Below are 24,636 nucleotides of genomic sequence, written 5' to 3'. Positions count from 1 at the left end.
CTCAACCTCGCCGTCGGCGGCTACTGGCCCGGCGACCCCGACACCACCACCACCTTCCCCCAGCAACTCGTCGTCGACTCCGTCTCCGTCACGACCGGCAGCACCCCCACCGGCGCGGCGATCAGGGGCCTGGCCGGCAAGTGCGTCGACGTCGCCGGAGCGAACTCCGCGAACGGGACCCCCGTACAGCTCTACGACTGCAACGGCACCGCCGCCCAGCAGTGGACCGTGGGCTCCGACGGCACGATCCGCGCGCTCGGCAAGTGCCTGGACGTGACCGGCAACGGCACCGCCGACGGCTCCACCGTCCAGCTCTGGGACTGCACCGGCGGCCCCAACCAGAAGTGGGCCGTCAGCGGAGCGAACGACATCGTCAATCCGCAGGCGAACAAGTGCCTCGACGTGACCGGCAACAACTCGGCCAACGGCACCCGGCTGCAGATCTGGACCTGCTCGGGCGGCGCCAACCAGAAGTGGACGATCGGCTGACCCCTCGGGATAAACGCGTGACAGCGGACCTGGCCGGCGACGGCCTGGTCCGCCGCCACGGAAGGCCGACCGGACACGCCGACCGGAGCACGCGCGTGCCGGGCCACCCCCGTCAGAATCTGTGAACGAACCTCAGTTCCTATTCCGAAGTATCCGGACCCCTCTCAAGTGGCCTGGTCTGTCGAGGCGTTGATCTCATTGGTCCGGGTCGTCATGCCGATCACTCGACTACCGTGTCGGGCCATGAACGCGGACCACTGGTTGGCAGATACCCGGACCTCCTACAACACGGTCGCAGTCAGCTACGCGGACCAATTGCGTGAGTCTCTGGCCGGGGCACCGTATCTTCGGGCGGCTCTGGCGTTGTTCGCGGAATTGGTGCGCGCCGCCGGTGGCGGGCCCGTGGCGGATGTGGGCTGCGGACCTGGACACGTCACGGATCACCTGCAGGGGCTGGGTGTGGAGGCTTTCGGTATCGATCTTTCCCCCGGGATGATCGATGCGGCTCGGCGTGCACACCCCCGCCTGCGGTTCGAGGTGGGCTCGATGACGGACCTCGACCTCGCCGATGCCTCGGTCGCCGGCTTGCTTGCCTTCTGGTCGCTGATTCATATCCCCGACGATGCCGTGCCCACGGTCTTCGCCCACTTCCGGCGGGCGTTGCGTCCCGGCGGACCACTGCTGCTCGGCTTCCACGTCGGCAGCGGCTCACGGCTGAAGACGCAGGGCTACGGCGGTCACCCGATGAACGTCTACGTCCACCGTCGTCAGCCGGACAAAGTGGCCGGGTGGCTTCGGGCTGCCGGATTCACGGTCGAGGCCCACATGCTGCTTGACCCCGATGAGAGCGTTCCAGGAGCGGTCCTTTTCGCCCGCCGTCAGTCCTAACCCGTTGGCGCTCCAGCAGCCGATCATGATCCTCTGAGCTCACGCAACCGCTCGGCGACCTGCCTCGTCCGCCGAGCATCACCCTCGGCCATTCAGTTCGGCCGTGTCCGGCACAGCGCCGCCGGCGCCCATCATGGGTGCGCCGGGCGGCGATCAGCGCGTGCTGATGCAGAAGGGGCACCCAACCGGATCAGTGAGAACAGGCACTCAACTCGTAAAGGGTCGTACGCGTCAGGGCTGAACGTTCTCCAGGTCCTCCAGCAGGCCGGCGTGCGTCGGCTGCCACCCCAGGGCGTCGCGGGTGTGGGCGCTGGAGGCCGGCTGGTCCATGGCGAAGATCGGGCCGAACGGGCCGAAGGTCTCCTGCGGGACCTCCTCGACCGGCAGGCCCAGTCGCCGGCCGATGACCGTCGCGATGTCGCGCACGGCGTCGCCCTCGTCGCCGACGGCGTGCCAGGACGTCCCGGCCGGTGCCGACTCGAGCACCAGACGGAACAGGACCGCCGCGTCGAGTGCGTGCACGGCCGGCCAGCGCTGGGTGCCGTCGCCAGGGTAGCCGGACACCCCGGTGCGGCGTGCCGCGTCGGTCAACAGGCCGGCGAATCCGCCCCGGCCCTCGTTGTGGACCGTGCGCGGCATGCGGACGGCCATGCTGCGCAGGCCGCGCGAGGCGAGATCCAGGAGCGCCGCGACCGAACGGCCCCGGCCGCCCACCGGCCCGTCGGTCGGCAGCGGATCGGCCTCGGTGGACGCCCGCCCCGGCGCCCAGGGCGTGCCCGACACCGTAACGATCGGGCGATCGCTTCCGAGGAGTTCCTGCCCCAGCGCGGCGAGCGCGGCGCTCTCCTCGGCGATGGACCGCGCGAGCGCCTCCGGACTGCCGTAGTCGCGTCCGAACGCCAGGCTGATCACGCCGTCGGACTGCCCGGCGCCGGACCGCAGGACGTCGAGGTCCGCGAGATCTCCTCGCAACACCTTGGCGCCGGCATGCTCAAGGGCCTGCGCGGAGCGGTCCGAGCGGGCCAGTGCGAGAACGGTGTGGCCGTTGCCGAGCAGTTCGGCGACGACGGCGGAGCCGATGGTGCCGGTACCGCCGGTGATGAAGACGTGCATGAGCCCTCCCTGAAAGTGATGGGACTCTTGTCCCATCACTGACCCGACACGGTGACGGGACAACAGTCCCATCACCTATCCTGGTCTCATGGCTAGATGGCAACCAGGGGCGACCCAGCGACTCGTCGTCGCGGCAGTCGACCTGTTCACCGAGCAGGGATACGACGCCACCACCGTGGCGCAGATCGCCGAGCGCGCCGGTGTCACCAAGAGCACCTTCTTCCGGCACTTCTCCGACAAGCGCGAGCTCCTGGTCGCCGGCCAGGAGACACTCAGCAGGCTGCTCGCCGACGGCATCGCCGAGGCGCCCGCGGGCGCCGGCCCCCTTCAGGCGGTGGCCGCCGGTCTCGAGCGCGCATCGAGCGCCATGGGGCCGACGAACCGCGAACTCGGCCCCCGCCTCAAGGCAGCCGTGGCAGCCAGCACCGAACTTCAGGAGCGAGACGCCCTCAAGAGCGTCGGTCTGGCGGCCGCCATGACCGACGCGCTCATCGCCCGCGGTGTCCCCGACCCGACCGCGCACCTCGCGGGCGAGCTGGGAGTCCTCGCCTTCAAGCGGGGCTACGCCCAGTGGTCCGAGGGTGACCGCGATGACGGGGAAGGGCTCGCGCCCCACGCGCTGGCGGCCTTGGAAGAACTTCGCGCGGCAACTGCGTCCCTGGGCTGACCGACGACGACGCCGCCCCGTCGCTCGCCTGCCGGTGCTGCTCTGCGACGCGGAGCTACGGCTCTGCCGCCGCCGTAATTGAGGTGCGCGAGCGCTCTGCCGTTGGCACGCTGCCCCGGTGAATCGCGAACAGATTTCCCACATCGCCCACGCCGAGCACCCGATCAAGTCCCCGCTCGACGACGACTCGGTCCGCCGCCTCCTCGACCGCGGTCTCCCGACCGGCGAGGAGCGGGTGCTCGACCTCGGCTGCGGCGGAGGTGAATGGCTCCTGCGCGCCCTGTCCGAACGGCCGGGTGTGTACGCCGAGGGCGTGGACATCTCCGAGGATGCGCTGGCGCAGGCGGCCGCCGCGGCACGCGACCTCGGCGTGCAGGACCGCCTCGCCCTCCATTGCCGGAAGGCCGAGGAGTTCGTGTCCGAGAAGCCGTTCGACGTGGTCCTCAGCTTCGGGGCCGCGCACGCCTTCGGCGGCCTGCTGCCCACCCTCGCAGCAGCCAGGACCCATCTCGCTCCCGGCGGTCGAGTCCTCGTCGGTGACGGTTTCTGGCAGCGCCCTCCGTCGCAGGAGGCCGTCGAGATGCTCGGGGACTTCGCCGACCTGGCGACGACCGTGGAGCGTGTCGAAGGCGACGGCTGGACTCCCGTCGACGGGCACGTCAGCTCGCGTCAGGAGCTGGACGACTACGAATGGTCGCGTTGGGGTTCCCTGTCCTCGTGGGCCCTGGACCACCCCGCCCATCCGGAGAGCGCGCAGGTGCTGGAGACGGCCGCGCTCCGGCGCGCCGAATGGCTGCGCGTGTACCGGGACACCTTCGGCTTCCTCTCGCTGGTCCTGCGCCGGACGCCCGGCTCCGCCTGAACGGATCCGTCGACGAGCTGAGCCTCAGCCCGCGACGAGTCCCACGACGAGGTTGATGGCGGTCGCGAGAATGCCGGTGCCGAAGACATAGGAGAGCAGGCAGTGGCGCAGCACGATCGCGCGGATCACGGAGCTGGAGACGTTGGTGTCGGACACCTGATACGTCATGCCGAGGTTGTAGCTGAAGTAGAAGAAGTCCCGGTACGCAGGCGGGTCTTCCGAGTTGAAGTCGATCCCGCCCGAGGTCTCGTAGTAGGCGTAGGCGTAGCGGGCGGCGTACATCAGGTGCAAGGCGGCCCAGGCCAGGAGCACGCCACAGAGCGCAAGTGCGGCGCCGACGTGCCCCCTGTCGGACGGTCCGACCAGGAGCAACAGCACAATGGCCAACAAGCCGCAGGACGCGACCGCCACGACGACCAGTTCCTCTACGACCGGCCGGAAATCCTCACGCCGGGCGTTTCGCCTGGTGGCGGCCGCATCCATCGGCCACAGCACGGTCCATCCCGCAACGACGAAGACCAGTTCGGTCGCGGCGATCCCGGCCAGCGCCCCCCGCACGGCGCCCACCCCGAGTCCCACGGCCAAACCGACCACGGCACCTATGCCTACGGCGCCGGACAGCCGGGGCATGGCATCCACGGGCAACCTGGTCCTCATGGATCAGCACAGTAGTTGTCTCGACAACGACCGGCGCGGCGGGGTGGGTCGGAGCGGGGCGTCGGGCTTCGCCCAGGTCGGTCCAGCGCACCCGCGCAGCTCGGCGACCGCGACGCCGGCGATCGAAATGACATCGAGTTGGCCGACGCCGGCATCTCACAGCGCCCACCGGTGCCGCGCACGCTTCAGGTCCACTCGCGCACCGCGCATCGGAGTGCTCTCGCCTCTGAGGAGCTCCGATGCCCGCCCGTCGTGGCAGGTGGCGGGAGCCCCGTCCGCGTGGACGACACGCCACCACGGCACGTCCGGTCCCAGCAGGCTCATCGCACGCCCCACCTGCCGAGGCCCGACACCGACTCGCTCACCGATGTCACCGTACGACGCGACGAATCCGGGCGGGATGGTGAGGACCGCTTCCCTCACCTCGTCGACGATGCTCACGGCGGGGTCAGCAGGGGTGGTGGGTAGGTCAGGTGTCCGTCGCGGACCCGCGCGTGCTCGTTCAGGACGGCCGGCCTCGCCGACGTGCCCGACATGATGTGTACGACCTCCGCACCCTCGACGATCAGAGCGTCGGTGATCAATCTGCGGTGACACCGCCAGGGCACCGCCTCACTGCACATGATGACCGGCCGTCCGTGCTCGGCCAGTTCGAGCAACTCTCCGAGACCTTCCGCGAATTCATTGGTCGCCATGTAGTCGGCGTAGTCGCGGAACGCCTTGACCCGCCAGGCGCCGTTCACGGTCGGCACTCCCTTCGGGGTGTGCCGTCGGCCGCCCAACCGGGGAATCCAGTGGTAGGCGATATCGGGCGGCAAAGCCTCGGTGATCGCGGACTGGTTCCACTGCGGATACTTCCTCGACGAAGGGAACGACCGCACATCGACCAGGCAGGTGATGTCATGGTCGCGCAGCATCTGCAGCACCTCGCCGAAGCCACGCGTAGAGTGCCCGATCGTCCAGATGCGCCGAGAGCTCATGCCTTACACCTTCGTCAATGCTCCCCCGTTCGAACCGAACGCGGCACGACCACGCACACGTACCCCGCAGGTCCACGCCTTAACGCTCTCGTGCTCTTCGACAATGAGGGGGCCCAACTTCTTCCCTCTCCCCCGCCGTCAGGCAGGTGAGGAGGAACTCTTCGTCGTGATGTGCCGAATCCGACCTGATCTTGTCACCGCCGGGTCACAGCCGACCGTCCCGGGAACCCCGTGACCTGCGCCGGCCTCTCCCTCGACGAGAGCCGGCGAGGAGCCGGCCCAGTGCGATCCGATATCGGGGGCGTCATGCAGTACGGAAAAGGCATCCGCAGAGCCGCGGTGGCTATGGCTTCAATCTCGGCCGCGGTGGCGATGAGCGCCTGTCAGCCGGGGGGCGACACGACGAGCGCGGGTTCCTCGCCGTCCGGGGAGACGACGCCGGCTACCGCGGCACCCTCGACCGCGGCGCCCTCCGCCACGGCTTCGACGCCTTCTGGTGCACACGTGTCGACGACGCCGACCGCGAGTGCGTCTCCGGTCTCCCGGCCTTCCGGTGCGCCGGTGCCGGCATGTGGGGCGAAGGCCCTCAGCGCGACCGCGTACCAGGCCGCCGTGCGCCCTGCGGGCACGGGGACCGGAGCGGCGATCGTCGAATTCACCAACACCTCCGCTCAACCGTGCGTCCTCAAGGGCTACCCGACGGTCGCCGGGGCTGCCAACGGCTCTCCTGAGCACAACAAGCCGCTCACGGTGACCCGCACGGGCTCATCGTCGGCGGTGCGGGTGGCCCCCGGCGGCAAGGCATGGGTGAAGCTGACGTTCGTCCAGGTCCAGGGCGAGGGCGACGGCTACTGCAAGTCCGGCGCACAGCCCGTCGTATACCCGACCATGGTGGTCGGTCTGCCGGGCTCCGGCCTGCACCAAGTTGCCCTTGAAGACGGCCAGTTCGCCGAATGCGACAACACGGCGACGGTCACCGCGGTAACGGCGGTCAAACCTTCGTAGGACCACGTCTCCGGCCCGGCGGAAGCAGGCTTCCGCCGGGCCGGAGACGTGCACGGCAGGGAACCGGGTATTCCGGCATCAGTGCCTTTACCTGCGCCTGCGCCTGCGCCTGTCTCGGCGGTGTTGCCCCTCACACGGTCAGTAACCTCAGGACGTGCTCCGGTCGAAGCGGTCAACCGCGGGCTGACCGACTCTCATCAGTCCGTGCATTCGAGGCCGAAGGTGCGGCGGTGACAGTGAATCCGGTCGACGCCCAACTTCGAGAGGCGCGAGAGCAGCCAACAGCGCCTCGCCCCGGGCTAGTTGACTGCGTGTGTAGCCCTCACCACTTCGGCGGGACAGGTATGAGGGGAGCCCACAGTTGTCTGCTCCCGCATCGTGGCCAGACATACATCACGCCTTGGCCCCTCACTCCACCGCAAACCCTGTTACGGTCTGCTGGTTTCAGCCAGTTGGTCGAGAAGATTGCTCAGGTCTTCCGTACCATCGCTCAGACACGACTGTGCGGCAGTAACTGCCAAGGCTCATGCAGCACCTGGCAGAAGAACACACACGTTTGATTTCGCATACGCCGCGGGCTTGCCGCCCACCGGCTGAAGCACCCAGGAAAGGTGTGAGCACGATGTCCGAAACCCCGACCGCGACCACCGAGTTGACCTCGCAGTACAGCACGCAGGTGGCCGACGACCTTGAGCGCAATCTCAAGGAGCAGGCACGCCTCAGCGCTGAAATCGACGCGCTGCAGACGCAGTTGGCGGCACTGCGGCACGACAACACCGTGCTGGTGAGCATCCAGCAGGCCCTCGGTGTCTCCGCCGCACCGGCCGCCGAGGCCGTCGCGACCGTGCCCGCTCCTCGCAAGAAGCAGCAGCCCACCGCCAAGGCCGCAGGCAAGCCGAAGCAGGCCGAGAAGACCCCCGGCCCGTCGCGGAAGCGGACCGGCAAGAAGGCCACCGTCAAGGCGCCGGCGGTGTCGGCCGTGTCGGCCGCGCCGTCGACCCCGCCCACGCTCGTCGACCTCGTACGGGAGCACCTGGCCGGCCAGAGTGAACCCCGCTCCGCAGCCGAGATCACCACCGCACTGGGTCAGCAGCATCCCGAACGCACCATCAAGACCACCGTCGTGCGCACCACACTCGAAGGGCTCGTCGCCAAGACACAGGCCCAGCGCACCAAGCAGGGCACGTCCGTCTACTACACCGCCCCGGAATCCGCCGGTTCCAGCACCCAGGACGAGCCGACCGCCGAACCCTCCGCCTGACACCACTCGCAACTGAGCGCGGACAACTCACAACTCAGGGCGAACAAGGCCCCGTTGGGCCATCCGTAGAGCGCTCATACAGCAACCGCCATGGGTCAGACTGCCGGGCGCCACATGGTGGTGGCGACGTGGCCCGTGGCAATGGTGATCGTGTCGCGGGCGGTGAAGCCGACGCTTTGGTAGCGGGCGATGTTCGCGGGGTTGGACGATTCCAGGTAGGCGGGCATGCCGAGTGCGTCGATGCGGGTGAGGCACTCGGCCAGCAGGCCCATGCCCAGCCCCTTGCCGCGGTGGTCGTCGTGGACACCCAGCAGGGAGAGGTAGAAGCAGGGCTCGCCGGGATGGGCGGCCTCCAGCTGGTCGTAGATCGTCAGGATGGCCTTGGCCACTTCGGGGCCCGCCGCCTGTGTCAGCAGGGCCTCCAGCCCGTCTTCCTCCTGGGAAGTGAGTTCGGTGCCGCCCGGTGGGATCCATACGGCCGCCGCTTCCGCCCCTGGCGTCACGAGCGTCCAGGGGTAGCGCAGCGCGGAGGTAACGTACAGGCGCCACATGGCTGCCGCCTGCACGGCGCGCTGCTGTTCGTCGGGGAAGGCCGGGCCCCACAGCGGGTCGCTGAAGAAGGCTGTGGTCAGGGTGTCGACGATGGCATCGATGTCCGCCCGGGTGGCTGGCCGGGCGGAGACGGGCCGGTAGGTGCGGTTCACCCTTCTACGGTATCCGTCCCGGGGCACCTTTCACTCGACGGATTTCGTCGTCTTCAGGGGTTACTTCAGTTCGATTTCGACGAAGGCCAGCGGGGTGGCCCCGCCATTGACGACCTCGTGTTCGCCCCCGGCCGGACGGGCGTAGGACTCGCCCGCCGTCAACTGCGTGGGGGTGACCGTGCCGTCGGGGCTGATCACGTCGGTTCGCCCGTCGGTGACGGGGACGACGACGTAGTCGTACTCGTGTACGTGCCGGCCGGTGCTCTGCCCGGGTTCGAAGTCCCAGCGCGTGACGCGTACCCGTTCGTCCTCGTGCTGCACGCTCGCGCGGGCCGTGGTGGTCATGGTCGCTCTCCTTGCTGTCGGGGGGACATACGTGCTGCGAGCCGCCGTGTCGGGCACATCCGCGTCGGCCTCGGCCGGGGGCCGATCCCGGCCGAGCGTCACTCAGGCCGGCTCCGGCCCTTCCCGGCGCTCGTCAGAATCGCGCTCGCGACCACGTCGAAGAGGTGATCGGCGCGCGGTGCGAGCGCGGGTTGGTCACCGAGCCAGGCGAGCATCGCCACCAGCGCGAACAGTTCGGTGCCATCGAGGTCGCTCCGCGCTCCCCCGACGGCCTGGGCGCGGGTCAGGAGCCGCGCACCGGCCGCGCGCAAGGTGACGCACGAAGCGTGGAGGGCGGACTGCGTGTCCTCGATGGCGGCTGCCATGAGCACGGTCACGCCTCGATACTCGGTTGTCCACGCGACGCATTCCCGTAGCCATGAGACGAGTGCTTCTTCGGGAGAGACCGCCGTCGACGCCTCCAACTCGTCGGCCCGTGCGGTCAGTTCGTCGAAGCTCGTGCGAAGCAGTGCATCGAGCAGCGCCTCGCGCGTCGGGAAGTGCCGCAGCAGCGTCGCGAGCCCGACATCGGCCCTGCGAGCGATGTCGCGCAGGGACACGTCCACGCCCTGTTCGGTGATGGCCGTGCCCGCTACGGCGAGCAGGTGGTCGCGGTTCTTCCTGGCGTCGGCCCGCATCTGTCCCTCTTGACTATCCGGATCAGTGGTCCATATATTCGGATCAGTGGTTCACTTATGTGGAGCACTGATCCGAATAAGACTATCCCGCGGGCGCGGGCAGGAGAAAACCATGTCGACCCACACGATGGGGGCGGTCCGCCTCCATGAGCACGGCGGCCCCGAAGTCCTGCGTTACGACGCCGTGCCGATTCCCGCGCCGGGGCCGGGTGAGGTGCTCGTTCGCGTGCACGCGGTCGGCATCAACCCTCCGGACTGGTACCTGCGCGGCGGGATGACCACCATGCCCGGAGAGACGGAATCCACGGTCAGTCTGCCCGTGGTCCCCGGGACGGACGTGTCGGGCGTCGTCGAGGCCGTCGCCGCGGACGTGGACGGCCTCGGCGTCGGTGACGAGGTCTTCGGTCTTCTGCGTTTCCCCAGCTTCCATGGCAGCGCATACGCCGAGTACGTGGCCGCGCCCGCGTCGGACCTCGCACGCAAGCCGGCCGGCATCGATCACGTGCATGCCGCCGGGGCGCCCATGGCCGGGCTCACGGCGTGGCAGTTCCTGATCGAGGTGGGACACGCTCACCCCTCGCCCTTCCAGGAGGCACCGCATCAACCGGTGCCGCTCGGCCCCAACACGACGGTGCTCGTCAACGGCGCCGCGGGCGGCGTGGGGCACCTCGCCCTGCAGCTGGCGAAGTGGAAGGGCGCACGCGTCATCGCGGTGGCATCGGGCGCGCACGAATCGTTCCTACGCGAACTCGGGGCCGATCAGTTCATCGACTACACCAAGCACCGTGCCGAGGAACTCGTGCGCGACGTCGACCTTGTCGTCGACACCGTCGGCGGCCCCGAAAGCCGACGCTTCCTGCGCACGCTCAAGCGCGGTGGCGCCCAATTCCCCGTGCTGCCGGGGGCTTTCGACGAAGAGGAAACCGCGACGCTGGGTGTCACCGTCTCGAGCGCCCAGGTCCGCTCGAGCGGCGTGCAACTCGCTTCACTGGGGCGCCTGCTCGATGCGGGCACAGTGCGCGTCGCGATCGACAGCACTTTTGCCCTTTCGGATGCCCGCGAAGCCCACGAACGCGCCGCTCGCGGGCACATCCAGGGCAAGATCGTGCTCACGGTCGATTAGGGGGCAATGGGCAGCCGTACCGGAGAGTGCCGCTGCGAAGGGACTCATCCGGCAGGGCACAGCCGAGGGGCAGCGGCCTCAGCCGGCTGCCCCTCGCCCGTCCCTCCCCCTCCGGCCGACGCGCCGTTTCGCTACTGCCGCGTGTCCGTGGGCGGCGCTTGCGTGGTGCACGTCAGCGGAACTCCCGTGGGCACCAGACGCTCTACGGATCCCGGATTGCCGTGCACGGAGGCCAGTTGGGCCTCGTTCAGGAAGCCGATGAACAGCTGCGTCCCAGCCGGCATCGCCGACGGGGTGAAGACGAAGGTGACCTTCCCGTCGTCTCCCCGCACGCCCTTCATGACGTTCCTGACGCCGGGTCCTACGCCGCTGGGGTCGAGCGTTCCGTCGTCCTGCGGCCCCTTGCAGAACTCGCCCTCCTTGGTGAGCACGGGGAAGCCCGCCCTGCGCAGCGCGGCCTGCAGACCCGCATGGTCCGTGAAGTACCGCTGCTTGTCGAAGGTCGCATGGACCGTGCCGTCCTTCTTGGTGTCCACGGTGTACGCCGCGGTGCGGATGTGCACGGCGCCCGCCCCGGTGCTGTCGGCCGCCGCGGGCGGCGCGGTCGACGGGTTGCCGTACGTGGGCACGCCGAGCGCAAGGCCCGCGGCCGCCGCGACTCCCGCCGTCATGCCCACGACGCGGCGCCGGCGCCGACGCGCCCGGCCGGCGGCCTCGATCTGCTCCACCGGGGTGTCCATGGTGATGCCGTCCAGCGAATCCCTCAGCGCGTCCAGTACGTCCGTGTCGTGGTGGCTCATTGCCCAACCTCCGGCTTGTCTACGGTGACGAGGTGGCCGCGCAGGGTCGCGACCGCCCGCGACAGATGGGCGGTGACGGTTCCCGGCGCGATCCCGAGCACCTTCGCCGTGGCCAAGGTGTCGAGATCGAGGAAGACCCGGTAGGCGATCACTTCCCGCTGCCGCTGCGGCAGTTGACGCAGCACGGCCAGCAGCGTGGGGTCCAGGCCGGGGTCGCCGACCGTGCCGGCCGCGACGTCGGGAACGCCGCCCAGCGTCACTTCCCGGCGCCGCCGGCGCCACCACGAGACCCGGGTGTTCAGGGCCGTACGCACGATCCACGCGCGCGGCGCCGGATGTCGGCTGACCTTCGGCCATGCCGTCCAGGCCCGGGTGAACGCCTCGGCGACCAGATCCTCGGCCAGCTGCCGATCACCCACGCTCGCCAGGACCGCCCGCAGGCATGCGTCCCGGCTGGCTTGGTAGAAGTCCTTGAACTCCAGCTGCTTCACACCCCCTCAACGCCGCAGTCCCGCGATCCGCTTACCTGAGAGGTTTGCCGCTTGCTCAGGAGGTTGTTCGCGAGCGGTTCACCCGGTTCCAGGGTGAGGTGGGTGCGGGGGCGGATCGAGCACGCTGCGGCATCGGCCCTAGCCCGAGGTTCAGTCCGCGGCCAGCAGGTGGGCGGGGGCGATCTGGGAGAGTCTCCGGATGGGCACCGTCAGCGCGGCGCCGACCAGTGCGGTGGCGGCCAGCGTGGCCAGCAGCGCGGCGCCGGTGATGGCGAGGAGATGTCCGTGCAGGACGCCCTGCCCGAGCACCACGACCGCCGCCAGACCTGCCACGGCACCCGCCAGACCGCCCAGCAGAGCCAGCCCGATTCCCTCGTAGAGGGTCAGCAGCGCGAGTTCGCGGTTGGTCCAGCCGGTGGCCCGCAGTACCGCGAGATCGGCTGCGCGTTCGCGCTGCGAGAGCACCAGTACGTCGACGGCACCCGCGGCGCCGAGCGCCAGGGACAGTGCGACGCTGAGGTAGTCGGCCGTGCGCGCCCGTGCCACGACGGCGTTGCCGAGCAGCGACCCCGCCACCTCGCCCTGGAAGGCCAGTGTCAGGGCGAGGAGCACCGTGAAGGCGGCCACTCCGAGCGCCAGGCCCGCCGCGCCGAGCAGGGTGCGGCCGCGCACCCGCAGGAGGTTGAGCGCGGCCAGCCCGGCCACCGAGCGCACCGGGCGGGCCCGGCGGGCTGCCGTCACCGGGGGCCGGACGGCCTGCATGGGACCCAGCCGGGTGGCGAGCGAGGCCGGGATCAGGCCCGCGGCGGTGGCCAGCAGCAGCGCCACCGGCAGCACCAGGACCGATCTGGCGCCGGCGTCCGGCTGGCCCAGCAGCCTGCCGAGGCCGTACGCCAGCGTCGCCCCCAGCGCTCCTGCCGCAAGACCGATCGCGGCCAGTTCGCCCAGCACCAGCCGGAGCACTTCCGCGCCGCTCCAGCCCACGCAGCGCAGCGTGCCGATCTCCGTGCGGCGCGAGCGCACCGAGGCCAGCGCCGCCTGGCCGAGGAACAGCGCGCAGACCACCAGGACCAGCGTGAAGAGAACGGCGCTCTTGGTGTCGACCGCCTTGAGGATCCGCAGCGCCACGCCCTTGTCCACCCAACGCTCCGTCACCTGCGCGGTGGCGCTCAGGGCGACGGTCTGAGGGGTGGGTGAGCTGCCCACGGTGACGTCGACCTGGAGCTTGGGAAAGGCGGTACGGATCTGGCCGGCCACGGCGTTCACCCGCGCGCGGGAGGCGGCGTCGACGCCGGTCACTCCGGCCACCCGCAGCCTGATCGCGCTGACCGGTGCCGCGTCCTGGAGGCTCGGGGTCCGGCGGCTCTTGATGAGTGCGGTGACGGAGTCCATCGTCGTCAGCATGGTGGGAGGCGGGGTGAGGTAGCCGCCCAGGTTGCGGTCGGGCTGCAGCGGCTTGCCGTGCAGTGTCGTGCGGGTGGCCTCGTCCGCGCCGGTGACCTGAGGCGGCTGATACGTCTCCAAGGGGGCCTCGGACAGCGGCGAGAAGCCGGGCAGCCTGCCGGTGTCGAAGCGGCCGACGACGTGGATGAGCGGGTTCGGCAGGCGCCCGTAGTCCTGCTTCTCGCACACGCCCAGACCGCTGCAGAAGGTGGAGGGGTGAGAGATCACCTTCCGGTACTGGCGACCCGTGTTCTCCTCGGGGACGTCCGCCACCGGTTGCCGGTTCAGGTTGGTCACCCACAGACCGGGTTTCTGCGGCGCCTGCGGCTGTACGGCGAGGTCACCGCCGGAGGTCCGCCGGTAGGTCACCGGGCCGACCGTCCAGTAGTTGGTGGCGTCGACCCCGTACGTGAGCACCGCCTTCCGATAGCCCTGGCCGAGGTCGACGCCGACACGGCCCACGGGTGTGCCGTGGAGGTGCTTCACAAAGCTACTGGCGGTCGGATTGCCCAGCCGCGACGGCAGCTTGGCCGGGTCTCCGGTGTCGAGTTGTTCAACAGTGGCGCTGAGCTTCCCGGCGGTCAGCGGGCGGTTGCTGAGTACCACCGGTACGAAGGTCTCCTTCTGGCCGTCGGGATTCTTCGAGGGCGGCACCGTGTGCGGCTTGTCGTGTTCGGTGAGCATCCGGCCCGAGGTGACGGTGCGGCCCAGGCCCACCAGCCGGTCCTCGGCCTTGGGGTCGACGGCGGACAGCAGGACCGGGTAGGCGACCGGGATGTCGATGGTGGCCTTGCCGTGTCCCGACTGGCAGTTCAGCCGCGAGTGCAGGTCGGGGTCGAACGCGGACCTGTCGCTGAGGTCCTCGGCGATGATGCTCTCCATCATCGGCAGTTCGAGATTCCACTTGGTCTTCTCCGTCTTGTCCCCGTTGAAGTAGAAGCACACGTTGTACTTCCCGTTCATCACGTACGGCCGCGTGCTCTTGTCGACCACACCCTTCTCCAGGGTGTCGGACTCGAACACGCCGTGCTGCTTCCCCGAGGTGAGGGGGCTGCGGGTGAGGTAGACGTACTGATCGGCGGTGCGATAGGTGCCCAGGCCGGCCGTGAGCTTCGGGACGATCCGCAGGATCTGCCGGGACGCCTTGCCGTCGAGGAAGCGGGACACATCGACGGAGACCGTGTTGTACACCATCAGATAGCCGATGTTGGCGACGGGCGCCGCCACCTCGACGCCGCCCATGCTCCGGATGCGCCGGTACTGCTGCATGGTGATACCGCCGAACGTGCCGGAGAGGAAATTCGGCGCGACGAGACCGCTGTGCCGTTCCACGTCCGTCTGTGAGTCGGGCGGCCGCACCAGGACGTCGTAGGCGGACCGGGCGTTCTTCCGTACGGTGCCCACCGTCGCCGCCTGGCTCGTGTGCACGGTCGAGGTCAGCAGGGTGAAGCTGGTCGCCGCCACCAGGATTCCGGCGGCCAGCGCCATCGCCCGCCCGCGCCGGCGCCGGAGCTGCCCGATGATCATCGCTATCACGGGCGCAGGCCCCCCAGCCGGTCGAGTACGTCACCGGACGCGGTGATCCGCCTGTCCGAGGTGATCCTGCCGTCCTGCAGGCGCACCACCCGATCGCCGTTCGCGGCGACTTCGGGGTCATGGGTGGCCACGAGCATCGTCATCCCGTAGCGCTCACGCAGCGACATCAGCAGGTCCATGATCTCCCGGCCGATGACGCTGTCGAGGTTGCCTGTCGGCTCGTCGGCCAGCAGCAGCCCCGGCCTGTTGATCAACGCCCTTGCCACAGCGACACGTTGCTGCTGGCCGCCCGACAACTCCGACGGCAGAGCGTCGGCCCGCCCGTCCAGGCCGACCGCCTCCAGCAGTTCCATGCCGCGCTCGCGCCGGTCGAAGTCGACCCTGCGAGGGAGCACCGGCGCCAGCACGTTGTCCAACACGGTGAGCGCGGGCAGGAGATGAAAGCGCTGGAAGACGAACCCGATGCGCCGCCGGTGGGCGTCCAGGTCCCGGGGCAGCAGCGTCTTCCCGTCGATCTCGACGCCGCCTTCGTCGGGCCGGTCCATCCCGCCGGTCACGTGCAGCACCGTGGACTTGCCGGCCCCGGACGGCCCGGTCAGCATCACCGCCTCCCCGGCCGCGACCTCCAAGTCGACTTCGTCCAGGGCGATCAGCCCGGGGTAGCGCCGGCTCACCCCTCGCAACGCCACGCTCACAGCCATCGAAGCAGCCCCCACTCCCCTACATTGCCGCAATGCAACGGTACATTGTCACAATGCAGGAGGGAGGTCCATGCCGCTTCAACATGCCGTGCTCGCGCTCCTGAAGCAGCGGCCAAGCCACGGCTACGAGCTCAAGGCCCAGTTCGAGGAGACCATCGGGCCCCAGTGGGGCGGCCTCAACATCGGCCACCTCTACCAGATCCTCGAACGGCTCGTCCGGGACGGATACGTCACGCGCTCACAAGTGGCGCAGGCCGACCGGCCCGACAAGAACCTGTACACGCTGACTCCTGCCGGCGACGCCGAGATGCGCACCTGGGCGACCACCGCCTGGGTCCGCACCGGCGGCTTCCGCGACGAGGTCTTCCTGAAGCTCCTCGGAGCCGCCGCCCTGGGCACGGACGCGCTGGCCGCTCTCATCGACACCCAGCGGCAGACGTACCTGTCGGAGCTCGCGGGCCTCGCCCAACAGCGCAGGGCACACGCCGGCGAGCCGCTGGTCGCCCTCCTGATCGACGCCGCCGTCGCGCACACCAAGGCCGACCTCGGGCTGCTCGACAGCGCCGAGCGGCACCTGAGCCCGCTCGCCGCGGCACAGGGCGTACCGAAGCCGCAGAAGCCGGAGTCGGCATCGGCGTCAGCGCCGGACCACGGTCAGGACGACGGCCTCGGGGCCGGCCGTGATCGCGACCGGGCGGCGACGCCCTGGTCGGATTCCGCGTAGGCAACCTCCGCGGACGTCGTACGCGTTCCGCCCGGCCCTCACTCCGCACCGCGTGAAGCCGTGTGGGCCGGGTAGGAAACGGGGGCTCGGAGCGACGGGCAGGTCGAGGCGGACGAACTGGGAAGGGACGGCTGGGCCATGACCATGGAGCAGGCTGCCGAAGGTCCGGTGGATGCGGTCGTCGAGTACGCCGGCCGTGTCCTGCTGGTGAAGGCGGAGGGCGGCTGGAGGCTGCCCTCGGGTGATCCCGAACTCGCCGAGTCGGCACCTGCCACCGCTGCCCGCGTGGTGTACGAACTCACCGGATACCTCGTCGACGGCACGACGCTGCTGCCGGCCGACGCGAGGGCCGCAGCAGACGCGCGCCTGGCCGTGGTGTGCCAACTGCTGAGCGAAACCCCCTCGGACGACGCGCAGCTCAGCCCGGACGAGCTCCGCTGGGCTCCACTCGCAGAAGCCGTCGGCGCCGGGGTCCCTGAAGCCGTGCGTGTCTACCTGGAGGGCCACACGCCCGTGTAGGGACCCCGTGGCTCCGGGGCGGCAGCCGCCGCCCCCTGTATCAGCCGCGGATGTCGATCACGACCTTTCCCTTGGCCATGCCGCTCTCCACTGCCCGATGCGCCTCCGCCACGGTGGAGAGGTCGTAGCTGTGCTGATCCATCAGGGGGCGCAGCTTCCCCTCGTCCGCCAGGGCCGCGGCCTCACGCAGAATGGCCCCGTGGTGTTCGCGCCCTTGTCCCGTGAGCAGCGGCAGGAGCGTGAACACACCTGAATACGTCGCCCCCTTGAACGACAGGGGCGCCAGAGCGTGGGTGCCCCAGCCCAGGGCGCTGACCACATGTCCGGTGTAGGTGCGTACCGCCTCGAAGGAGGCGTCGAGCACCTGGCCGCCGACGGTGTCGTAGACGATGTCGAATCCCGCGCCTGCCGTGTGTTCGGCCACGTACTCGGCCACAGGCGTCTTGTAGTCGATGGGCACGGCGCCCAGCCGGCGGACGATGTCCGCCTTGGCCGCCGACGCGGTCGCGAACACCTCCGCGCCACGGGCCACGGCGATCTGCACCGCCACACTGCCCACACCGCCGGCGCCGCCATGGACCAGAACCCGCTGCCCCGTCCGCACCCGGGCCCGGTCCACCAGCCCTTCCCACGCCGTGATCACGGCCAACGGCAGCACTGCCGCCTCCCGCATCGACAGCGCAGCGGGCTTGCGGGCCACCAGACGCGCGTCCACCGCCGCGAACTCCGCCAGCGATCCCTGCAGGTCACCCACTCCGCCCGTCAGTCCGTACACCTCGTCGCCCACCACGAGGCCGTCGACGCCGGGCCCCGTCTCCACCACCTGCCCCGCCAGGTCGAGGCCCAGCACGGCGGGCAGCTGCGACCGAGCGTGTCCGGCCTGGCCCGCCCGGATCTTGGTGTCCAGCGGATTGACCCCGCTGGCGTGCACCCGCACCAGCACCTGACCCGGTCCTGCCACAGGCTGCGGAATGTCCCGCAGCTGAAGCGGCCCGCCGAACTCCTCCAACACGACCGCACGCATCGCGCACCTCGTCTCTCGATCTTGAGCGGTGACTCGTCCCGCTCTGATAAAACAGACTAGTCTGTACGATTAAGAAATGCCAACCACGCTTCTCGATCATCAGACGAACGAACTAGTCTGTCCGGTATGGCGACACGGGTACGCAAGACCAACACAGAGCAGAAGATCCTCGACACCGCAGCCGTCCTCTTCCACCGGCACGGGCTGCGCGGAGTCGGTGTCGACCAGATCATCGCGGAATCCGGCGTGGCCAAGTCCACCCTCTACGCCCACTTCCGGACCAAGGACGACCTCATCGCGGCCTACCTGCGCCGCACGGACGAGTCCTGGATGCAGCGTCTGCGGGCGGCCGCCGAGGCCGCCGGACCCGAACCCGTGGAGCAGATGGCAGGTCTCTTCGACGCACTGCTCTCATCCTTCGACCGCCACGGGTTCTTCGGCTGCCCGTTCATCAGCGCCGCCGTCGAGGCCGAGCCGGACTCCAAGGCGCACGCTGCCGCCACCGTCCATACGCAGCGCCGGCAGGAGTGGCTGAGGGGCCTCGCCGCCACGGCGGGAGCCGACGAGCCCGCCGCACTGGCAGCACACCTGGGGCTTTTGATCGACGGCGCCCTGGCCTCCGGCCGCCTGCTGCAGGACCGCGCCGTGGTGGACGCCGCCAAGGCAGCCGGCCACGCGGCCGCCCTTTCCTACACATACCGCAAGGGCGCCTGACGGACGAAGGCGCCCCGGTTCACACACGGCGGCCAGTCGTCCGCCGGCATCGTTCTCGCAGATTGCGACAGGCGCCTGCGCGGCGAAAACGGCTGCAGGCCGCCGGATACCGCTCGCCGATCGCCCAGGCATTCCCCCGGGCGTTCACCGACCGCCGTGGCACCGGCTGTGACTGTCCAAGCGGGTTGTGGGACAGCGCCCGGCGGCCCCGCCACGCGTGACGGGGCCCGCCCCTAGCGTTTCAGATCCGCCCGCCGGTCATACGCGTGATCGGACCGTGCGTACGACGCCCCGACCGCCTGCCCGCCAGGTAGGACGTGGCCCCCAACGCCGACACACCCGCACCCACGCCGATGGCGATGAGCTTTCGGTTGGCGATCAGCGTCCATGCCGTCTTGGCCATCGCCGCGGCCTGGCCCGAGGCGGCCACGACCGCCTCGCGGCCGGCCTGGACACGCTCGGCCGCGCCGTGCACGACCGCGGTGGCCGTCTCGGCCGTACGCCCGGCCGTGTCCACTGCCGCTGACGCCACGTCATCGGACTTCTCGGCTGCCTTGCCCGCCGCCTGTGACGCGGGAGCAGTCGCCTTGGCCGTGGCCCGCCGGGCCTTGGAGGACGCACTCCGCTTCGATGCGGAATCTTGGTTCGTGCCGCTGTTCGATTGACTCATGAACTTCGCGTTGCCGCTTGCGTCCATGGCAAACACGTTCCGCCGAGACGGTGTACACCGACCGCGAACCGACCCGGTGCACGAACCCCGGCCGCCCCCCTGAGCACCACAGGTCACGCCCACTGTCCGGCCGGCGGCTCGGGAGTGCCGTAGGCGTCCTCCCAGGAGACGACCCGGTTGCGCAGCACGCCCAGCTTCTCGATCTCGGCCTCCACCACGTCACCGGGCTTGAGGTAGTTGGCGAACGGGTCCGGGGTGCCGGCGGCGACGCCCGCGATGGTGCCGGTGGTGATGATGTCGCCCGCGCTGTAGATCTGCGGGGAGTGGTAGGCCACCAGCTGCGGAATCGACACCGACATGCGGGAGGTGTTCGACTTCTGCCGGACGTCGCCGTTGACCCGCAGTTCCATGTCCAGGTCGTGCGGGTCGCCGATCTCGTCGGCGGTGACGATGTACGGGCCGATCGGGCAGAAGGTGTCGATGGCCTTGGAGAAGGAGAAGACGCCGGACTCCATCTCCTTGCGCTGGATGTCGCGCGCGGTGATGTCGTTGAAGACCAGGTATCCGGCGATGTGCTCGGCGGCCTGCTCGGCGGTGAAGAACTTGCCGGGCCTGCCGATGACGACGGCGAGTTCCAGCTCGTAGTCCATCTCCCGGGTCAGGTTGGCCGGGTACACGATGTCGTCCTCGGGACCGATGATCGCGTCGACGTTCTGGAAGAACACGATGCCCTTGTTGACCGGGTGGGACCAGTCGACGCGTTCCAGGTCCTCGTGGTGTTCCCGGAAGTTGCCGGCCGTGTGGAAGAACTTCTTCGGCACGATCGGCGCGCGCAGCCGCACGTCGGCCAGGGGGTACGTCCGCCCCGTCCCGGAGACCTGGCCCGCACGCTCGAAGTACTCCCGGGTGGTCGGGACGTCGAGTCCGACCACCGTGTCCCCGTCCATGCGGCCCACGAGTCCGGTGTCCGGGCCCGCGTCGAACCTCACCAGTTTCATCCGGTCCTCCGTAGCTCCATGGCCACCACAATTGTCGAACTCAGCCTGCCCTGACGGTGCCCGCCTGCCACGCCCGGAACGTCTACTTAGTCCTCCGTCCCGCGCCTGCTCGCCCACCGCGACCACGCGCCGGATGGAGGTACCGGTACCGGACAGGCGCTCCACGCGGACGGCGGCCGCACCCTGGTATGACCTCTCGTCCGCTCAACGACCGCTCTGCCGAACGGAGTTCACATGACCACCACCTCCCAGCGATTCACCGGCAAGACCGTGCTCGTCACCGGCGCGGGCACCGGATTCGGCGCCGCGATAGCGGTGCGCGCCGCCCAGGAGGGCGCCGACGTCGCCGTGCACTACCGCAGCTCTCGCGGGGGCGCCGACGCGACCGCCGAGCGCGTCACCGCCCTCGGCCGCAAGGCGTTCGTGGTCCGGGCCGACATCGCCGAGCACGAGCAGATCAAGCGCATGGCCGACGAGGTGTGGAGCCACTTCGGCCGGCTAGACGTCGCGATCAACAACGTCGGCGACGTGGCCCGGGAGCAGATGTCCTGGCGGGACATCACGGAAGCGTCCATCGACCATGTGCTGGCGGTCGACGTGAAGGGCACCCTGTTGTGCACGCACGAGTTCGGGGCGCGGATGCTGGAGCAGGAGGGCGGCGGGTCCATCGTCAACATCGGCTCCACCGTGGTGGCCCGGGGCAGCGCGCGAGCGCCGCAGTACGCCGCCGCCAAGTACGGGATCATCGGCCTCACCAAGTCCTACGCCCACGCCTTCGCCCCGGCGGTGCGCGTGAACGTCTTCGCCCCCGGGTTCATCGAGACGCCGGCCACGCTGGGGCGTGAGGACTGGAAGAGTGGGCGCGGCGACCAGTTGCGCGGGATGACGCCCATGGGCCGTATCCCGGGCCCGGAGGAACTGGCCGGTGCCGCACTGTTCCTGGCGACCGAGGACGCCCACCACATCACCGGCGGGTTCCTGATCGCGGACGGCGGCTACAGCATGATCGGTGCCTGAGGCTGGACGAGGCATGTGTGAGGGCGGCTCCTGTAGCTTCCTGGGCCGCCCTCACGCCGGGGTGCGGGGCCATGCACGCTGGCATGCTCGTGTTGGCGTCTGCCGCCGGCAGTCGGCCTTACTCCGCGTCCACGTCCTTCGCGCGCACCGGCGCCGCGGACCCGCAGCGCCTGGACGACACCTGGTGCGCCGATGCCCGCGCCGTCGTGGGCACGGCCGCGCTCTTCCAACTGCCCGCACTCGTCGGCCACTGCGCCACGCTCGCCCTGCAGTCCGAACTAGGCGGCCTGGCCCAGGTGTTCGGTGAAGAAGTCGGCGAGCAGGTCGACGGCCGGGTCGACGTACTGCTTGCGGTCGTAGAGGTCGACATGGCTCGCGCCCTCGATCCAGTGGAGCTGCTTGGGCCCGGTGGCCCGCTGGAACGCCTCGACGCTCATCCAGGAGGTGACGGCGCGGGTGCCCGCGAGCATGAGCAGGGGCCGTGGCCCGATCAGCGGGACGGCGGCGAAGGCGTCGAAGGTCGCCATCCGGTCGATGCTGCTCCAGGTGAACGAGCTTGCCGCGCGGGGGTGTTGGGCGCGCGGGGTGCGGTAGTAGTCGAACCCTTCGACGGCGTGCTCTCCACCCATCGCGCGGGCCTGCTCGGCGGTGTCCGGGAAGAGAGCGAGAACCGGCGGCTCCTCGCCGCGGGCCTCGGCGGTGCGTGCCTGGGCCGCGGCGTCCAGCATGGCCTGGAACACGGCCGGGTCCTGGGTGCCGTCGGCGCCGAGGCGGAACTGCCGCGCGACGTCGACGGCACTGACCGTACCGACCGCCTTGATGCGGTGGTCGCTCGCGGTGGCGGGCAGTACGTAGCCGCCGGACGCGCAGATGCCGAGTGCGCCGATGCGGTCGGCGTCGACCTCGCTCCGGGTGGTGAGGAAGGAGACCGCGGCCTTGAAGTCCTCGACGCGCTGGGCGGGATCCTCCAGGCCCCGTGGCGGGCCGCCGCTCTCGCCCTGGTAGGCCGCGTCGAAGGCCAGCGCCGCGAATCCGCGTTCCGCCAGCCGCCGCGCGTACAGGCCGGAGGTCTGCTCCTTCACGCTCGTACCGGGGTGCCCGACGACGACGGCGGGGTGGGGGCCGGCCGGTCCGTCGTGGAGGTGGAGGTGGCCGGCCACGGTGACACCGGCGCTGTCGAAGGTGATGTCGGTCCTGGTCATGTGATGCTCCCCTAGGTGCGTTCCGGTGGCCGGGCCGCACCGGTGCGGTGGGCCTCGGGCCCGGCACTGTGCCGGGCTGATCTCCACGTTCGCCCAGGTCCCAGGGGTACAAAAGCAGCACGTTCTTGCCCGGGAAAGAATCTGCCCCCTCACAACGCCTGGTGCGAAGCGACAATGGACGTCATGACCGCCGCACCTGATCGCAACGAGCTGGCCGCGTTCCTCAAGGCTCGCCGGGCACAGCTGGACCCGGCCGAGGTCGGCCTGCCCGACACGGGTGCGCGGCGCAAGGTGGCGGGCCTCCGCCGCGAGGAGGTCGCTCAGCTCGCGGCCATCAGCGTCGACTACTACACACGGCTGGAACAGGGCCGCGTACGGGCGTCCGCATCGGTGCTCGGCACCCTCGCCCGTGCGCTGCGCCTCGACGACGACCAGCAGCGATATCTGTACGAACTCGCCGGCAAGACCGACGCCCGGCCGCGTCGCCGGCGGCCCGCGCAGCGTGTGCGGCCCGCCATGAAGCGCCTGCTCGACCAGCTGACGCTGACCCCGGCCCTCGTTCTGGGCAAGCGCATGGATGTCCTCGAGTGGAACTCCGCGGCCGCGGCCTTGTACATCGACTTCTCGCAGCTGCCGCCGGAGCGGCGCAACTACGTGAGCCTGCTGTTCACCGACCCGGTCGTGCGAGGCATGCACCAGCAGTGGGAACACGACGCCCGCGACGCCGTCGCCGCGCTGCGCATGGAGGCAGCCGCCGACCCCGACGATCCCGAACTCGCCCGCCTGGTCGGTGAACTGTCCGTCCAGGACGCCGACTTCCGCACCTGGTGGGCCGAACACCGCGTCAACACCGCGAGCTACGGCACCAAGCACTACGGACATCGCCTGGTCGGCGACCTCACGCTCGACTGTGACACCTGGACCAGCCCCGACGGCTCGGGACAGCGGCTGATGGTCCTGACCGCCGAGGCCGGCAGCCCGTCGCACGACGCCCTGCGCATCCCGACTTCCTGGACCGCCGAGCGGGCGAACGGGGGCTTGGTGAAGGACGAGAACTCGTGAGCGTGACCTTCCCGGCGTGATGTCGTCGGGGGCGGCCGGTCATGACGTCGCCGAACCGGTCACCTCTGCCAGGTACTTGTCGAAGAGATCTGCCTTGAAGAGGAGTCCGCTGTACTCGACGGGGATCCGGAACCCGTTGACTTCGGCCGTGGGCGTGCCCGGCCCGGCGTGCCCGTTGTAATGCCCGGCGGCTTCGAACACCTTCTCCGAGGAATCCACGAAATCCCGGTACTTCATGGACTTCACGGCGGTGTCGAAGGACGGGCTTCGCAGGCCCTTCACCTTGCTCGCCAATTGCAGCAGGCGCGCCCCGGTGAACCCGTCGACCTCCTCGACAGGCTGGTTCTGGTAGAGGACGGCGTGGTACTCGGCGAACTTGCCCCTGTCCACCGCCGCGCGCAGCGCGTTGACCGCCTTCTTCGACCCGTTTCCTCCCAGCCGTCCGTCCAGGAACGACGCCATCGTGTACTCGACCTTGACCTTGCGCCGCAGGATCCACTTGGTCAGGACCGGGCCGCCGCCCGAGGTTTCGAATTGCTTGCAGACCGGGCAGCGCGGGTCTTCGTAGAGGTGCACGGTGACCCGCGCCCGGGGATCACCCACCAAGACGCTCGTGCCGTCCGGTTCCACCTGCTCGGGCACGTCGGCCGGCCTGGCGTACTCGACCTTGCCCGAGGTCTGTTCTCCGCCGTCGGCGGCCGCGGCCGGGTACCGATGCCCGCAGCTCACTACGGCCGCACCGAGCACGCCTGCCAACACGGCTGTCGTCAGCCGTCTCCCCCCACGCTTCAGCTGCATCAGGCCCCCCCTGCGTGTCATGGAAGGGGAGGGTAAGGCATCCGCTCCAGGACCATGGTGGTGGGGGCCGTTCCGCGGTACTCGGCTGCTGCCACAGGTTCCCTGCGTGTTCCGGTTCCGGTGGGAACCCTTCGCCGTCCAGAGGCTGTTTGCGTGCCGCACATCA

At 69.8% G+C, this 24,636-nt stretch carries 29 protein-coding genes; 12 read left to right on the top strand and 17 right to left on the bottom strand.

What is annotated here, in order from left to right; all coding sequences use genetic code 11:
- Positions 1-489 (top strand): lectin (locus ACIBN2_RS33930; protein ID WP_399140226.1); only part of this gene is annotated, 489 nt, incomplete at its 5' end.
- 243 nt (positions 490-732) lie between these two features.
- On the top strand, positions 733-1,377 hold the full coding sequence (locus tag ACIBN2_RS33925) for a class I SAM-dependent DNA methyltransferase (protein WP_399140225.1): 645 nt from the start codon (positions 733-735) through the stop codon (positions 1,375-1,377).
- A 231-nt stretch (positions 1,378-1,608) separates the two neighbouring features.
- Here the strand turns inward: ACIBN2_RS33925 and ACIBN2_RS33920 are convergent, their stop codons facing one another.
- On the bottom strand, positions 1,609-2,490 hold the full coding sequence (locus ACIBN2_RS33920) for an SDR family oxidoreductase (protein ID WP_399140223.1): 882 nt from the start codon (positions 2,488-2,490) through the stop codon (positions 1,609-1,611).
- 88 nt (positions 2,491-2,578) lie between these two features.
- On the opposite strand from ACIBN2_RS33920, the gene ACIBN2_RS33915 reads away from it, so the two are divergent.
- Together ACIBN2_RS33915 and ACIBN2_RS33910 are read left to right on the top strand one after the other, a co-directional pair.
- Positions 2,579-3,157 (top strand): TetR/AcrR family transcriptional regulator, encoded by a 579-nt coding sequence (locus tag ACIBN2_RS33915; RefSeq protein ID WP_399140221.1) that lies wholly within the window; start codon positions 2,579-2,581, stop codon positions 3,155-3,157.
- Positions 3,158-3,275: 118 nt separating this feature from the next.
- Positions 3,276-4,019 carry an SAM-dependent methyltransferase gene (locus ACIBN2_RS33910; protein ID WP_399140220.1) on the top strand — a complete coding sequence of 248 codons (744 nt, stop codon included), beginning with the start codon at positions 3,276-3,278 and terminating at the stop codon, positions 4,017-4,019.
- A 24-nt stretch (positions 4,020-4,043) separates the two neighbouring features.
- Here ACIBN2_RS33910 and ACIBN2_RS33905 read toward each other — a convergent pair whose 3' ends face one another.
- From ACIBN2_RS33905 to ACIBN2_RS33890, 4 genes are all read right to left on the bottom strand, one after another.
- Positions 4,044-4,676, bottom strand: coding sequence for a DUF1345 domain-containing protein (locus tag ACIBN2_RS33905; RefSeq protein ID WP_399140219.1), 633 nt, complete (start codon positions 4,674-4,676; stop codon positions 4,044-4,046).
- Positions 4,677-4,832: 156 nt separating this feature from the next.
- Entirely contained in the window at positions 4,833-5,117 is a 285-nt protein-coding gene (locus ACIBN2_RS33900) for an MGMT family protein (RefSeq protein WP_399140217.1), read from the bottom strand.
- A complete protein-coding gene (locus ACIBN2_RS33895) occupies positions 5,114-5,656 on the bottom strand; it encodes a DUF488 family protein (RefSeq protein ID WP_399140215.1) in 543 nt (180 codons plus the stop codon). The genes ACIBN2_RS33900 and ACIBN2_RS33895 overlap by 4 nt, the downstream gene beginning before the upstream one ends.
- Before the next feature lie 383 nt (positions 5,657-6,039).
- Entirely contained in the window at positions 6,040-6,285 is a 246-nt protein-coding gene (locus tag ACIBN2_RS33890) for a hypothetical protein (protein WP_399140214.1), read from the bottom strand.
- Between ACIBN2_RS33890 and ACIBN2_RS33885 the strand changes: the two genes are divergently transcribed.
- Positions 6,269-6,661, top strand: a complete 393-nt coding sequence (locus tag ACIBN2_RS33885) for a DUF4232 domain-containing protein (RefSeq protein WP_399140212.1) — start codon at positions 6,269-6,271, stop codon at positions 6,659-6,661. The genes ACIBN2_RS33890 and ACIBN2_RS33885 overlap by 17 nt on opposite strands.
- Before the next feature lie 622 nt (positions 6,662-7,283).
- On the top strand, positions 7,284-7,922 hold the full coding sequence (locus tag ACIBN2_RS33880) for a hypothetical protein (RefSeq protein ID WP_399140211.1): 639 nt from the start codon (positions 7,284-7,286) through the stop codon (positions 7,920-7,922).
- Positions 7,923-8,017: 95 nt separating this feature from the next.
- Here the strand turns inward: ACIBN2_RS33880 and ACIBN2_RS33875 are convergent, their stop codons facing one another.
- The 3 genes from ACIBN2_RS33875 to ACIBN2_RS33865 form a co-directional block, all read right to left on the bottom strand.
- Positions 8,018-8,626: a GNAT family N-acetyltransferase gene (locus tag ACIBN2_RS33875; RefSeq protein WP_399140209.1), complete on the bottom strand. Its 609-nt coding sequence runs from the start codon at positions 8,624-8,626 to the stop codon at positions 8,018-8,020.
- 60 nt (positions 8,627-8,686) lie between these two features.
- On the bottom strand, positions 8,687-8,971 hold the full coding sequence (locus ACIBN2_RS33870) for a cupin domain-containing protein (RefSeq protein ID WP_399140207.1): 285 nt from the start codon (positions 8,969-8,971) through the stop codon (positions 8,687-8,689).
- A gap of 98 nt (positions 8,972-9,069) precedes the next feature.
- Positions 9,070-9,648: a TetR/AcrR family transcriptional regulator gene (locus tag ACIBN2_RS33865; RefSeq protein WP_399140205.1), complete on the bottom strand. Its 579-nt coding sequence runs from the start codon at positions 9,646-9,648 to the stop codon at positions 9,070-9,072.
- A 112-nt stretch (positions 9,649-9,760) separates the two neighbouring features.
- Here ACIBN2_RS33865 and ACIBN2_RS33860 point away from each other — a divergent pair, with 112 nt between their 5' ends.
- Positions 9,761-10,771 carry an NADP-dependent oxidoreductase gene (locus ACIBN2_RS33860; protein WP_399140203.1) on the top strand — a complete coding sequence of 337 codons (1,011 nt, stop codon included), beginning with the start codon at positions 9,761-9,763 and terminating at the stop codon, positions 10,769-10,771.
- A gap of 131 nt (positions 10,772-10,902) precedes the next feature.
- On the opposite strand, the gene ACIBN2_RS33855 is transcribed toward ACIBN2_RS33860, so the two are convergent.
- The 4 genes from ACIBN2_RS33855 to ACIBN2_RS33840 all read right to left on the bottom strand — a co-directional run bounded on the left by ACIBN2_RS33855 (position 10,903) and on the right by ACIBN2_RS33840 (position 15,742).
- Positions 10,903-11,571: a hypothetical protein gene (locus ACIBN2_RS33855; RefSeq protein ID WP_399140201.1), complete on the bottom strand. Its 669-nt coding sequence runs from the start codon at positions 11,569-11,571 to the stop codon at positions 10,903-10,905.
- Positions 11,568-12,062 carry a sigma factor-like helix-turn-helix DNA-binding protein gene (locus ACIBN2_RS33850; protein WP_399140199.1) on the bottom strand — a complete coding sequence of 165 codons (495 nt, stop codon included), beginning with the start codon at positions 12,060-12,062 and terminating at the stop codon, positions 11,568-11,570. Before ACIBN2_RS33850 ends, ACIBN2_RS33855 begins: the two co-directional genes overlap by 4 nt.
- A gap of 150 nt (positions 12,063-12,212) precedes the next feature.
- Positions 12,213-15,032, bottom strand: a complete 2,820-nt coding sequence (locus ACIBN2_RS33845) for an FtsX-like permease family protein (protein ID WP_399140197.1) — start codon at positions 15,030-15,032, stop codon at positions 12,213-12,215.
- Positions 15,033-15,037: 5 nt separating this feature from the next.
- Positions 15,038-15,742 carry an ABC transporter ATP-binding protein gene (locus ACIBN2_RS33840; RefSeq protein ID WP_399140196.1) on the bottom strand — a complete coding sequence of 235 codons (705 nt, stop codon included), beginning with the start codon at positions 15,740-15,742 and terminating at the stop codon, positions 15,038-15,040.
- A gap of 70 nt (positions 15,743-15,812) precedes the next feature.
- Here ACIBN2_RS33840 and ACIBN2_RS33835 point away from each other — a divergent pair, with 70 nt between their 5' ends.
- Together ACIBN2_RS33835 and ACIBN2_RS33830 are read left to right on the top strand one after the other, a co-directional pair.
- A complete protein-coding gene (locus tag ACIBN2_RS33835; protein WP_399140194.1) occupies positions 15,813-16,466 on the top strand; it encodes a PadR family transcriptional regulator in 654 nt (217 codons plus the stop codon).
- Positions 16,467-16,604: 138 nt separating this feature from the next.
- Positions 16,605-16,985: an NUDIX hydrolase gene (locus ACIBN2_RS33830; RefSeq protein WP_399140192.1), complete on the top strand. Its 381-nt coding sequence runs from the start codon at positions 16,605-16,607 to the stop codon at positions 16,983-16,985.
- 40 nt (positions 16,986-17,025) lie between these two features.
- Here the strand turns inward: ACIBN2_RS33830 and ACIBN2_RS33825 are convergent, their stop codons facing one another.
- Complete coding sequence (locus tag ACIBN2_RS33825; protein WP_399140191.1) at positions 17,026-18,009, bottom strand: zinc-dependent alcohol dehydrogenase family protein; 984 nt, start codon at positions 18,007-18,009, stop codon at positions 17,026-17,028.
- Between the two features lie 126 nt (positions 18,010-18,135).
- Here ACIBN2_RS33825 and ACIBN2_RS33820 point away from each other — a divergent pair, with 126 nt between their 5' ends.
- Positions 18,136-18,723 (top strand): TetR/AcrR family transcriptional regulator, encoded by a 588-nt coding sequence (locus tag ACIBN2_RS33820; RefSeq protein WP_399140189.1) that lies wholly within the window; start codon positions 18,136-18,138, stop codon positions 18,721-18,723.
- Positions 18,724-18,964: 241 nt separating this feature from the next.
- On the opposite strand, the gene ACIBN2_RS33815 is transcribed toward ACIBN2_RS33820, so the two are convergent.
- Positions 18,965-19,429: a hypothetical protein gene (locus ACIBN2_RS33815; protein WP_399140187.1), complete on the bottom strand. Its 465-nt coding sequence runs from the start codon at positions 19,427-19,429 to the stop codon at positions 18,965-18,967.
- 77 nt (positions 19,430-19,506) lie between these two features.
- Complete coding sequence (locus ACIBN2_RS33810) at positions 19,507-20,391, bottom strand: fumarylacetoacetate hydrolase family protein (protein WP_399140185.1); 885 nt, start codon at positions 20,389-20,391, stop codon at positions 19,507-19,509.
- 234 nt (positions 20,392-20,625) lie between these two features.
- Here ACIBN2_RS33810 and ACIBN2_RS33805 point away from each other — a divergent pair, with 234 nt between their 5' ends.
- Entirely contained in the window at positions 20,626-21,408 is a 783-nt protein-coding gene (locus tag ACIBN2_RS33805; protein WP_399140183.1) for an SDR family NAD(P)-dependent oxidoreductase, read from the top strand.
- A 278-nt stretch (positions 21,409-21,686) separates the two neighbouring features.
- Here the strand turns inward: ACIBN2_RS33805 and ACIBN2_RS33800 are convergent, their stop codons facing one another.
- Complete coding sequence (locus tag ACIBN2_RS33800; protein ID WP_399140181.1) at positions 21,687-22,610, bottom strand: alpha/beta hydrolase; 924 nt, start codon at positions 22,608-22,610, stop codon at positions 21,687-21,689.
- Between the two features lie 183 nt (positions 22,611-22,793).
- Here ACIBN2_RS33800 and ACIBN2_RS33795 point away from each other — a divergent pair, with 183 nt between their 5' ends.
- A complete protein-coding gene (locus tag ACIBN2_RS33795) occupies positions 22,794-23,672 on the top strand; it encodes a helix-turn-helix domain-containing protein (RefSeq protein WP_399140180.1) in 879 nt (292 codons plus the stop codon).
- 39 nt (positions 23,673-23,711) lie between these two features.
- Here ACIBN2_RS33795 and ACIBN2_RS33790 read toward each other — a convergent pair whose 3' ends face one another.
- Complete coding sequence (locus tag ACIBN2_RS33790; RefSeq protein WP_399140178.1) at positions 23,712-24,491, bottom strand: DsbA family protein; 780 nt, start codon at positions 24,489-24,491, stop codon at positions 23,712-23,714.
- Between the last annotated feature and the right edge of the window lie 145 nt (positions 24,492-24,636).

The sequence above is a fragment of the Streptomyces sp. NPDC050534 genome (assembly GCF_044457745.1).
GTDB lineage: Bacteria > Actinomycetota > Actinomycetes > Streptomycetales > Streptomycetaceae > Streptomyces.
The sequence above is the reverse complement of the archived record's forward strand: the minus strand, read 5'-3'. Positions and strand labels throughout refer to the sequence as shown.

What these genes read in the sequence shown, in the direction of transcription:
- ACIBN2_RS33830 (WP_399140192.1), top strand. Translation starts at nt 16,605, where the DNA reads ATGACCATGGAGCAGGCTGCCGAAGGTCCGGTGGATGCGGTCGTCGAG.
- ACIBN2_RS33795 (WP_399140180.1), top strand. Translation starts at nt 22,794, where the DNA reads ATGACCGCCGCACCTGATCGCAACGAGCTGGCCGCGTTCCTCAAGGCT.
- ACIBN2_RS33800 (WP_399140181.1), bottom strand. Translation starts at nt 22,610, where the DNA reads ATGACCAGGACCGACATCACCTTCGACAGCGCCGGTGTCACCGTGGCC.
- ACIBN2_RS33880 (WP_399140211.1), top strand. Translation starts at nt 7,284, where the DNA reads ATGTCCGAAACCCCGACCGCGACCACCGAGTTGACCTCGCAGTACAGC.
- ACIBN2_RS33860 (WP_399140203.1), top strand. Translation starts at nt 9,761, where the DNA reads ATGTCGACCCACACGATGGGGGCGGTCCGCCTCCATGAGCACGGCGGC.
- ACIBN2_RS33870 (WP_399140207.1), bottom strand. Translation starts at nt 8,971, where the DNA reads ATGACCACCACGGCCCGCGCGAGCGTGCAGCACGAGGACGAACGGGTA.
- ACIBN2_RS33920 (WP_399140223.1), bottom strand. Translation starts at nt 2,490, where the DNA reads ATGCACGTCTTCATCACCGGCGGTACCGGCACCATCGGCTCCGCCGTC.
- ACIBN2_RS33845 (WP_399140197.1), bottom strand. Translation starts at nt 15,032, where the DNA reads ATGATCATCGGGCAGCTCCGGCGCCGGCGCGGGCGGGCGATGGCGCTG.
- ACIBN2_RS33840 (WP_399140196.1), bottom strand. Translation starts at nt 15,742, where the DNA reads ATGGCTGTGAGCGTGGCGTTGCGAGGGGTGAGCCGGCGCTACCCCGGG.
- ACIBN2_RS33895 (WP_399140215.1), bottom strand. Translation starts at nt 5,656, where the DNA reads ATGAGCTCTCGGCGCATCTGGACGATCGGGCACTCTACGCGTGGCTTC.
- ACIBN2_RS33820 (WP_399140189.1), top strand. Translation starts at nt 18,136, where the DNA reads ATGGCGACACGGGTACGCAAGACCAACACAGAGCAGAAGATCCTCGAC.
- ACIBN2_RS33825 (WP_399140191.1), bottom strand. Translation starts at nt 18,009, where the DNA reads ATGCGTGCGGTCGTGTTGGAGGAGTTCGGCGGGCCGCTTCAGCTGCGG.
- ACIBN2_RS33810 (WP_399140185.1), bottom strand. Translation starts at nt 20,391, where the DNA reads ATGAAACTGGTGAGGTTCGACGCGGGCCCGGACACCGGACTCGTGGGC.
- ACIBN2_RS33865 (WP_399140205.1), bottom strand. Translation starts at nt 9,648, where the DNA reads ATGCGGGCCGACGCCAGGAAGAACCGCGACCACCTGCTCGCCGTAGCG.
- ACIBN2_RS33855 (WP_399140201.1), bottom strand. Translation starts at nt 11,571, where the DNA reads ATGAGCCACCACGACACGGACGTACTGGACGCGCTGAGGGATTCGCTG.
- ACIBN2_RS33835 (WP_399140194.1), top strand. Translation starts at nt 15,813, where the DNA reads ATGCCGCTTCAACATGCCGTGCTCGCGCTCCTGAAGCAGCGGCCAAGC.
- ACIBN2_RS33915 (WP_399140221.1), top strand. Translation starts at nt 2,579, where the DNA reads ATGGCTAGATGGCAACCAGGGGCGACCCAGCGACTCGTCGTCGCGGCA.
- ACIBN2_RS33805 (WP_399140183.1), top strand. Translation starts at nt 20,626, where the DNA reads ATGACCACCACCTCCCAGCGATTCACCGGCAAGACCGTGCTCGTCACC.
- ACIBN2_RS33925 (WP_399140225.1), top strand. Translation starts at nt 733, where the DNA reads ATGAACGCGGACCACTGGTTGGCAGATACCCGGACCTCCTACAACACG.
- ACIBN2_RS33790 (WP_399140178.1), bottom strand. Translation starts at nt 24,491, where the DNA reads ATGACACGCAGGGGGGGCCTGATGCAGCTGAAGCGTGGGGGGAGACGG.
- ACIBN2_RS33905 (WP_399140219.1), bottom strand. Translation starts at nt 4,676, where the DNA reads ATGAGGACCAGGTTGCCCGTGGATGCCATGCCCCGGCTGTCCGGCGCC.